We start from the raw sequence: 7,872 nt of genomic DNA, 5'->3' as shown, positions 1-7,872 counted from the left end.
GTGCCCTGAGAGCTGGTGCGAGGGCGCGCGGGTGGGGGGCGGCTGGTGGGCGCCGGGCCGGGCGGCCCCCGGCAGTGGGGCCGGGCGGGGCCCCCCCCCGTCCGTGCGCCGGGGGCCTCAGCCCTCCTTGACCACCAGGGTCTTGGCGCCCTTGTCGTGCAGGCACTGCTGGAGCGGCTTGTCCCACAGCAGCCACAGGCAGTTGAGCAGCTGGAACAGCGAGCCGAGGCAGTACACCGCGCCGGGCAGGCCGTAGACCGCCGCGCGGATCCAGAACGCGTTGTCGGCCGGGCGGCCGCCGCTCGCGACGTCCACCACCCGGAGCTTCATCACCTTCTTGCCGACGGTCTGGCCGTGCTGGGTGAGCAGCATGGCCGCCTCGTAGCCGAAGATCACCAGGCCGGCGAAGACGTCGCCGATGACCGAGGCCCCGAGGATCGAGGTCACCACGATGATCGGGATCAGCAGCACGGCGGTGTCGATCAGCCGGGCCAGGAAGCGGTCGCCGGCCGAGGCGAGTATCCGGGTGCCGGGGGCCGGCGGCCCGCTGTACTGCCCGGGCGGGGTCAGCCACAGCGGCCAGGCCTGCTGGCCGGCCGGCGGCGGGCCGTATCCGGGTGCGCCGGGCGCGGTGCCGTAGCCGGCCTGGCCGTACGGCGGGGGAGTCCCGTAGCCGGGGGCCGGCGGCTGCTGGCCGTACGGGTTCTGCTGGGGGTCCGTCGGATAGCCGTAGCCCGGCGGGTTGTTGCTGCTCATGCTCCGCACTCCCGGTCGTTGGTCGTGGAGGCAGTTCTACCGGGATGCGGGGGTCGGGGGAAGACGATCCGCCAATCGTTACCGCCCCGGTGGCCGCGGCGGTGCCGCGCGGCCACCGGGATGACGTCGGATCAGGACCAGCGGTAGCGGCGGCGCAGGCTGTCCACCACCAGGTTGAAGCGGGCCCGGTCCAGCGCGCAGGCCTCGCGGCGCATCCCGCCGTCCCACACCCGCATCACGCGGTCCAGCGCGACCCAGGAGTCGCGGCCCGAGCGGTCCCACGGGCCGGCGCCGATCGGCACCCAGTCCGCGTCGTGGTCGTGGCCCTTGCTGGAGAGCATGACGGCCAGCAGGCTGCCGCCCTCCTCGCGCGCCACCACCAGCACCGGGCGGTCCTTGCCGCGGCCGTCCCGCTCCTCGTAGGGGACCCACGTCCAGACGATCTCGCCCGGGTCGGGGTCGCCGTCGTGCTTCGGGGAGTACTCCGTGCGGACGGCGCCCACCTCGTACGCCTCGACCTCGACGGTCGCGTCGGGGCCGAAGCGGCCGGGGACGTCCTCGTTGATCAGCTCTGCCATGGCCCGAAGGGTAGCGGCAGCGGGGGCACCGGCGGGAGGACGGTTCGTGCGGATATCGAGTGGATCGCGGCCCGGTGCCGGAGGAGGATCGGGCCATGACACGTACCTTCGACGACCTGGTGGCCGAGGCGGCCGCCGCCCCGATGGAGGGCTGGGACTTCTCCTGGCTGGCCGGCCGGGCCACCGAGCAGCGCCCCTCCTGGGGCTACCAGCGCCTGCTGGGCGAGCGGTTGGGCGCGGCCGCGGCCTCGCTGGACATCCAGACCGGCGGCGGCGAGGTGCTGGCCGGCGCCGGGCCGCTGCCGCGCACCGCGGTGGCGACCGAGTCCTGGCCGCCGAACGTCGCCAGGGCCGCCCGGCTGCTGCACCCGCTCGGCGCGGTGGTCGTCGCCGACCCGGACGAGCCGCCGCTGCCGTTCGCCGACGGCGCGTTCGACCTGGTGAGCAGCCGTCACCCCGCCACCGTGCACTGGGAGGAGATCGCCCGGGTGCTGCGCCCCGGCGGGACCTACCTCGCCCAGCATGTGGGCCACTCCAGCGTCTTCGAACTGGTGGAGTACTTCCTCGGCCCGCAGCCGGAGGCCGTCCGCCGCGGCCGCCACCCGGACACCGAGCGGGCCGCCGCCGAGGCGGCCGGGCTGACCGTCGCCGACCTGCGCTTCGAGCGGCTGCGGGTGGAGTTCCACGACATCGGCGCCGTGGTGTGGTTCCTGCGCAAGGTGATCTGGATGGTGCCCGGCTTCACCGTCGAGCAGTACCGCGACCGCCTGCACGACCTGCACGAACTCATCGCGTCCGAGGGCCCGTTCGTCGCCCACTCCACCCGCACCCTGTTCGACCTCCGCAAGCCGGCCTGACCGGGCGCGGCCGCCCGCGGGCTGCGCAGGCCGGCCGTCAGCTCCGCAGCCCGGCCGGGACGGCCGTGTGCAGGGCGGCGGTGAACGCCGCGACCGCCGGGTGGGCGGCGGCCCCGGCGCGGAAGGCGGTGCGGGTACGCCGGTACACCGGCAGCCGGGTCAGCACCACGCCCGCGGGCGGCGGTCCGGCGGGCAGGCCGAGGTGGGGCACCAGGGCGACCCCCTGTCCCACCGCGACCAGCGCCAGCACCGTGGTGAAGTCGTCGATCCGGTGCCGCACCCGCGGGGTGAACCCGGCCGCCTGGCAGGCCCGCAGCGCCATGGCGTGGCAGAGCGTGCCCTGCGGGGCCATGATCCACGGCGAGTCCCGGTGCTCGGCGACGGTGCCCGCGGTGCCCGCCGCCAGGTACATGGGCTCGGTGAAGACCGGCTGGGTGAGCGCCAGGCCGGGCTCCGGCTCCGCCGGCACCAGGTCGTACTCGTGCACCAGGGCCACGTCCAGCTCCCCGGCGCGCAGCGCCGCGGCCACCCCCGCCGGGTCGACCTCGGCGACCATCGGCTCCAGCCCGGGGTGCCGGGCGGCGAGTTCGGCGACCGCCGCGGGCACGATCGCGCGGGCCGCGGACGGGTAGGTGCCGATCCGCAGCGGCCCGGCCAGTCCGCGCCGGGCGTGGGCGAGTTCGGCGTCCGCCTGCTCCAGGCGCTCCAGCACCGCCTCGGCGTGCCGCACCAGGCCGAGCCCGGCCGGGGTGAGCGCCACCCGCCGGCCGGTCCGCTCCAGCAGCGGCACCCCGGCCTCCCGCTCCAGGACGGACAGCTGCTGCGAGACGGCGGAGGGGCTGAAGGCGAGCGCCTCGGCGACCGCGGCGATCGTGCCGTGGTGGGCGAGCTCGCGCAGCAGGCGCAGACGGCGGACATCGAGCATCGGCCCAGCTTACGAGAAGCGTCACAAACGTGAACTGGACCTGCACGATCCGCGGGCGGCAGGCTGATCGGCATGGAACTCCACGGGATCCACGTCCCCCTGGTCACGCCCTTCGCCGCGGACGGCACGGTGGCCGTCGAAGCCCTGGCGGGCCTGGCCCGCGACGCCCTCGACGGCGGTGCGGCCGGCCTGGTCGCGCTCGGCACCACCGGCGAGCCGGCCACCCTCTCCGAGGACGAGCGGCGCACGGTGGTCGCCGCGGTCGCCGAGGTCTGCCGCGCGTACGGCGCGCCGCTGACCGTCGGCGCCGGCGGCAACGACACCCGGCGCGCCGCCGAGTCGCTCGCCGGCCTGGCCGGCACCGCGGACGCCGCCCTGGTCGCGGTGCCCTCCTTCGTCCGCCCGGGCGAGGCCGGCGCGCTCGCCCACATCGCCCACCTGGCCGAGCGCAGCCCGGTGCCGCTGGTCGTCTACCACATCCCGTACCGGACGGCGCAGCCGCTGGGCGCCGCGGCGCTGCGCGAGCTGCTGGCGATGCCCGGCGTCGCCGGGATCAAGTACGCGCCCGGCGCCCTCGACCAGGACACCGTCGAGCTGCTCGGCGACGGCCCGGCCGGGGTGATGGCCGGCGACGACGTGTTCCTGTCGCCGCTGCTGGCGATGGGCGCGAGCGGCGGCATCCTGGCCTCCGCGCACCTGGCCACCGACCGGTTCGCCGAGCTGGCGGACGCCTGGCGCAAGGGCGACGCGGAGCGCGCCCGGCCGCTCGGGCACCGGCTGGCCCGGCTCTCCGCGGCGGTCTTCGCCGAGCCGAACCCCACGCTGGTCAAGGCGGTGCTGCACGCCCTGGGCCGGATCCCCACCGCGGACGTCCGGCTGCCGCTGCTGCCCGCCCCGGCCGACCGCGTGCCGCCCGTGCTGGCGGCGCTTGACGCCCTGGCGCCCTGACGCCGTTCGGGGGCGAATCGATTACGGACGAATCCCCGCCGCACCGGGGGCGCCCCGCAGTTCTTCCCGACCCGGCCCGCATCGCCCGCAGGGGCTTGCGGCCCGGGCCCGCGGCCCCGTCCGGCGCCCCGCCCACTGCGTGGGACGGCCCGGCACGGTGCCCGTCTGACAAGGCATGATGGCAGGGCGCGGCCGCGATCGGCACGACCGATCAGGTACGACCGGACGCGCGCACGACACTTCAGGAGGAGCAGGATGAGGATCGGCATCGTTGGTGCCACCGGCCAGGTGGGCGGCGTCGTCCGCAGCATCCTGGCGGAACGGGACTTCCCGGTGGAGCAGCTGCGGCTGTTCGCCTCGGCGCGTTCCGCCGGGCGGACGCTGCCGTGGAAGGACACCGAGGTCACGGTCGAGGACGCGGCCACCGCCGACTACACCGGCCTGGACATCGTGATCTTCTCGGCCGGCGGCGCCACCTCCAAGGCGCTCGCCCCCAAGGTCGCCGCCGCGGGCGCCGTCGTCATCGACAACTCCTCCGCCTGGCGCCGCGACCCCGAGGTCCCGCTGGTCGTCGCCGAGGTCAACCCGCACGCGATCGCGGACCGCCCCAAGGGCATCATCGCCAACCCGAACTGCACCACCATGGCGGCCATGCCGGTGCTGCGCCCGCTGCACGAGGAGGCCGGACTCCTCGCCCTGGTGGTCTCCACCTACCAGGCGGTCTCCGGCAGCGGCGTGGCCGGCGTCTCCGAGCTGCACGACCAGGCGAGCAAGGTGGTGGACGGCGCTGCGGCGCTCGCCCACGACGGCTCCGCCGTCGAGTACCCGGCGCCCGCGGTGTACAAGCGCCCGATCGCCTTCAACGTCGTCCCGCTGGCCGGCTCGGTCGTCGAGGACGGCTCCAACGAGACCGACGAGGAGCAGAAGCTCCGCCACGAGAGCCGCAAGATCCTGGAGATCCCGGAGCTCAAGGTGGCCGGCACCTGCGTGCGCGTCCCGGTCTTCACCGGCCACTCGCTCCAGATCAACGCCCGCTTCGCCCGCCCGCTCGCCCCGCAGCGCGCGGTCGAGCTGCTCACCGGCGCGCCCGGCGTGGAGCTCACCGACATCCCGACCCCGCTGCAGGCTGCTGGCCAGGACCCGACCTACGTCGGCCGGATCCGCGCGGACGAGACGGTCGACCACGGCCTGTCGCTGTTCCTGTCCAACGACAACCTGCGCAAGGGCGCCGCGCTCAACGCCGTCCAGCTCGCCGAGCTGGTCGCCGCCGAGCTCGGCTGACCCCTCCCGCCGCAGCGGGCGGCCCCGGACCCGGCAGCGGGTGCGGGGGCGTCGCCGGGCCGGCAGCCGGTACGGCCGGGGGGCGCCGGCCCGCCGCCCCGCGGGCCCCCCCCCCCCCGCGGGGGGCGGCCCCCGCCCCGGCCCGGGGGGGGGGGCCCGTCGCCGTCCCGGCAGCCGGTACGGCCGGGGTCAGCCGACCCGGACGGGCAGCTCCGCGGACGCCGCGTCCCCCGTCCACTTGTCGCCCGGCGCGTACCACTGGAAGTCCCCCGGGCCGCTCACCGGCACCGTCGCCGACACCGTGCCGGACACGTCCGAGACGTCCCGCGCCACCGTCGTCCAGCGGTGCGACCCGGCCGGCCGGAACTGCAGGTACGCCACGCCCTCCGGGTAGCCGTGGTACCGGTTGTCGGTCCAGAACGAACGGGCCAGCCAGCCCTTCACGGTGATCCTGGTGCCCGGCCGGACGGCCGCCGTCGGCACCCCCGAGCCGGACACCTTCGCCGCCCGCTTCAGCGAGAAGCCGGCCGCCGTCTTGTCCACGAACCGGTCGCCGTCGTTCGCGGTGACCTTCAGGTCCACGAACCACGTCCCGGCCTCGTCGTTGAAGATCTGCTTGCGCACCGGGTCGACCGTCACCGTGCCCCGGCAGGTGGACGCGGCCGCCGAGACCGCCGTGCAGCGCATCGGGCTCACCTTCAGCACCCCGTAGTTGGGGCCCCACACGCCGATCGGGTCCACCGAGCGGATCCCCGAGCCGTCGCGGGCCTGCACCACCACCGGGAAGGTCACCGGCCGGTCCGGGCCGAGCAGCACGGGCCGGCCGCCGTTGACGGTGACGGAGGTGACGGCCGTGTCGCCGCGCGAGGTGTCGGTCGTGATGGTGGGCACCGCGAGCACGGCCACTGCCGCGCCCACCGCCACCGCGCTCAGCGCCCAGGAAGTCTTCCGCATGATGCCCCCAGTATCGCCGCAGGCCGGCCGTGCTCCGGACGGCGGCCGCCGGCGGCCGCGGTTCGGCGCCCGGCCACCGGGTATGGCAGTGCCTAACCCCCGCCCCACCGGGGGCCGCCCCGAACGAAGGAGGGGATGTGGACCGCTCCGTCGTCCTCGTCGACGCCGGCTACCTGCTCGGCGCGGCCGCCAGCCTGCTGGCGGGGGAGCCCGCCCGCTCCCGGGTGACCGTCGACCACACCGTCCTGGTCACCGCGCTGCGGGAGCGCGCCGAGGCCGAGACGGGCCTGCCGCTGCTGCGGGTGTACTGGTTCGACGCGGCCCCCGACCGCCGCCCGCTGCCCGAGCACCGCCGGCTGCGGGTCCTGCCCCGGGTCACCGTCCGGCTCGGCGCCCTGACCCGCGCCGAGGGCCGCTGGGTGCAGAAGGGCGTCGATGCGGCCATGCACGCCGAGCTCACCGAACTCGCCCGCAACCACGCCTGCTCCGACGTGGTCCTGGTCACCGGCGACGGCGACCTGCTGCCCGGCGTGATGTCCGCCAAGGAGCACGGCGTCGCCGTCCACCTGTGGGCCCTGCAGGCCGCCGACGGCGACTTCAACCAGTCCGAGGACCTGGTCGCCGAGGCGGACGAGCGGCGCGTCCTGGACCGCGCCTGGATCGACCGCTGGGCCCGGCTGCGCGAGCTGCCCGCCGCCTTCCCCGCGCCCGCCGCCCCGCCGGAGATCGCCGCCGTGCTCTCCGCCCCGCCCGCCGCCGCCCACCCCGGCCCGGCCCCGGCCCGGCCGCAGCCCGCCGCCGCGCTCAAGGTCGTCCCCACCCCCAAGGACCTCGCCGACCGCACCGCCTCGGCCGTGGCCGCCGCACCGGCCGCCCCGTCCGCACTGGGCGGCCCGGTGCTGCGCTGGACCTCCGAACGCGGCCTGGTCGACCGCCCGTACCCGGCGCCCGCGCCCGCCGCCCCCGCCGCGGCCACCGCCGGCGACGGCCTGCCGACCCTCGCCCAGCTCACCGACTCCGCCCCGCGCTGGGCGGACCGCGAGGAGGACATCACCAGCGTCGGCGGCGACGCCCAGGAGGTCGGCCAGGTCTTCGCCCGCCGCTGGATCGACCGCCTCGGCCAGGTGGACCGCCTCACCGTGCTGTGGACGGACTACCCGCGGATACCGCACCGGCTCGACGGCGAGCTGCTGCGCTACGCCGCCCGCTTCGGCCTGCTCGCCCACAAGGACGACCAGATCGACGAGCACGACCGGTACGCGATCCGCGACGGCTTCTGGAAGGAGCTCGCGCTGCGCGTGCCCGGCGGCCAGTGTGCGCTGCCCGACGACTGACGGCGGGCGGCGCGGCCCGGCGGCGCGCGGCCCGAGCGGCACCCGCCGTGCCGGGCGGCCCCGTTGCCGGTCCGGGCGCCGCGGAGCGTAGAGTCTTCGGTCGTGAGCACCACCGACCGGCAGGCACCCGCGCCCCCGCCCCGGGGGGCGGGGGCGCGGCGGCCGCCCCCCCGCGACTCGGCGACGGCGACCGTCCCGCCGTGCTCGCGCAGTGCGGCGTGCACCGCGGCGGCCAGGTC

Annotated in this window: 8 protein-coding genes; 4 read left to right on the top strand and 4 right to left on the bottom strand. The window is 76.6% G+C overall.

The window, feature by feature from the left end; all coding sequences use genetic code 11:
* Positions 1–117: 117 nt before the first annotated feature.
* Positions 118–756, bottom strand: coding sequence for an RDD family protein (locus ACFV0G_RS07340; protein ID WP_380543053.1), 639 nt, complete (start codon positions 754–756; stop codon positions 118–120).
* Positions 757–887: 131 nt separating this feature from the next.
* Positions 888–1,334, bottom strand: a complete 447-nt coding sequence (locus ACFV0G_RS07335) for a type II toxin-antitoxin system PemK/MazF family toxin (RefSeq protein ID WP_380543050.1) — start codon at positions 1,332–1,334, stop codon at positions 888–890.
* A gap of 95 nt (positions 1,335–1,429) precedes the next feature.
* On the opposite strand from ACFV0G_RS07335, the gene ACFV0G_RS07330 reads away from it, so the two are divergent.
* Positions 1,430–2,191, top strand: a complete 762-nt coding sequence (locus ACFV0G_RS07330) for a class I SAM-dependent methyltransferase (protein WP_380543047.1) — start codon at positions 1,430–1,432, stop codon at positions 2,189–2,191.
* 37 nt (positions 2,192–2,228) lie between these two features.
* Here the strand turns inward: ACFV0G_RS07330 and ACFV0G_RS07325 are convergent, their stop codons facing one another.
* Positions 2,229–3,116: a LysR substrate-binding domain-containing protein gene (locus tag ACFV0G_RS07325; RefSeq protein WP_380543043.1), complete on the bottom strand. Its 888-nt coding sequence runs from the start codon at positions 3,114–3,116 to the stop codon at positions 2,229–2,231.
* A 72-nt stretch (positions 3,117–3,188) separates the two neighbouring features.
* On the opposite strand from ACFV0G_RS07325, the gene ACFV0G_RS07320 reads away from it, so the two are divergent.
* Positions 3,189–4,064 (top strand): dihydrodipicolinate synthase family protein, encoded by an 876-nt coding sequence (locus ACFV0G_RS07320; RefSeq protein ID WP_380543040.1) that lies wholly within the window; start codon positions 3,189–3,191, stop codon positions 4,062–4,064.
* A gap of 255 nt (positions 4,065–4,319) precedes the next feature.
* A complete protein-coding gene (locus tag ACFV0G_RS07315) occupies positions 4,320–5,345 on the top strand; it encodes an aspartate-semialdehyde dehydrogenase (protein WP_380543037.1) in 1,026 nt (341 codons plus the stop codon).
* A gap of 189 nt (positions 5,346–5,534) precedes the next feature.
* Here the strand turns inward: ACFV0G_RS07315 and ACFV0G_RS07310 are convergent, their stop codons facing one another.
* Entirely contained in the window at positions 5,535–6,299 is a 765-nt protein-coding gene (locus tag ACFV0G_RS07310) for a calcium-binding protein (protein WP_380543034.1), read from the bottom strand.
* A gap of 137 nt (positions 6,300–6,436) precedes the next feature.
* Here ACFV0G_RS07310 and ACFV0G_RS07305 point away from each other — a divergent pair, with 137 nt between their 5' ends.
* Complete coding sequence (locus tag ACFV0G_RS07305) at positions 6,437–7,633, top strand: NYN domain-containing protein (protein ID WP_380543031.1); 1,197 nt, start codon at positions 6,437–6,439, stop codon at positions 7,631–7,633.
* Positions 7,634–7,872 lie beyond the last annotated feature (239 nt).

The sequence above is a fragment of the Kitasatospora sp. NPDC059571 genome, from assembly GCF_042735675.1.
In the GTDB taxonomy this organism is placed as follows: Bacteria; Actinomycetota; Actinomycetes; order Streptomycetales; family Streptomycetaceae; genus Kitasatospora.
The sequence above is the reverse complement of the archived record's forward strand: the minus strand, read 5'-3'. Positions and strand labels throughout refer to the sequence as shown.

Excerpts from the sequence above, each read along its gene's own strand:
- ACFV0G_RS07330 (WP_380543047.1), top strand. The coding sequence starts at position 1,430 with ATGACACGTACCTTCGACGACCTGGTGGCCGAGGCGGCCGCCGCCCCG.
- ACFV0G_RS07320 (WP_380543040.1), top strand. The coding sequence starts at position 3,189 with ATGGAACTCCACGGGATCCACGTCCCCCTGGTCACGCCCTTCGCCGCG.
- ACFV0G_RS07315 (WP_380543037.1), top strand. The coding sequence starts at position 4,320 with ATGAGGATCGGCATCGTTGGTGCCACCGGCCAGGTGGGCGGCGTCGTC.
- ACFV0G_RS07335 (WP_380543050.1), bottom strand. The coding sequence starts at position 1,334 with ATGGCAGAGCTGATCAACGAGGACGTCCCCGGCCGCTTCGGCCCCGAC.
- ACFV0G_RS07340 (WP_380543053.1), bottom strand. The coding sequence starts at position 756 with ATGAGCAGCAACAACCCGCCGGGCTACGGCTATCCGACGGACCCCCAG.
- ACFV0G_RS07310 (WP_380543034.1), bottom strand. The coding sequence starts at position 6,299 with ATGCGGAAGACTTCCTGGGCGCTGAGCGCGGTGGCGGTGGGCGCGGCA.
- ACFV0G_RS07325 (WP_380543043.1), bottom strand. The coding sequence starts at position 3,116 with ATGCTCGATGTCCGCCGTCTGCGCCTGCTGCGCGAGCTCGCCCACCAC.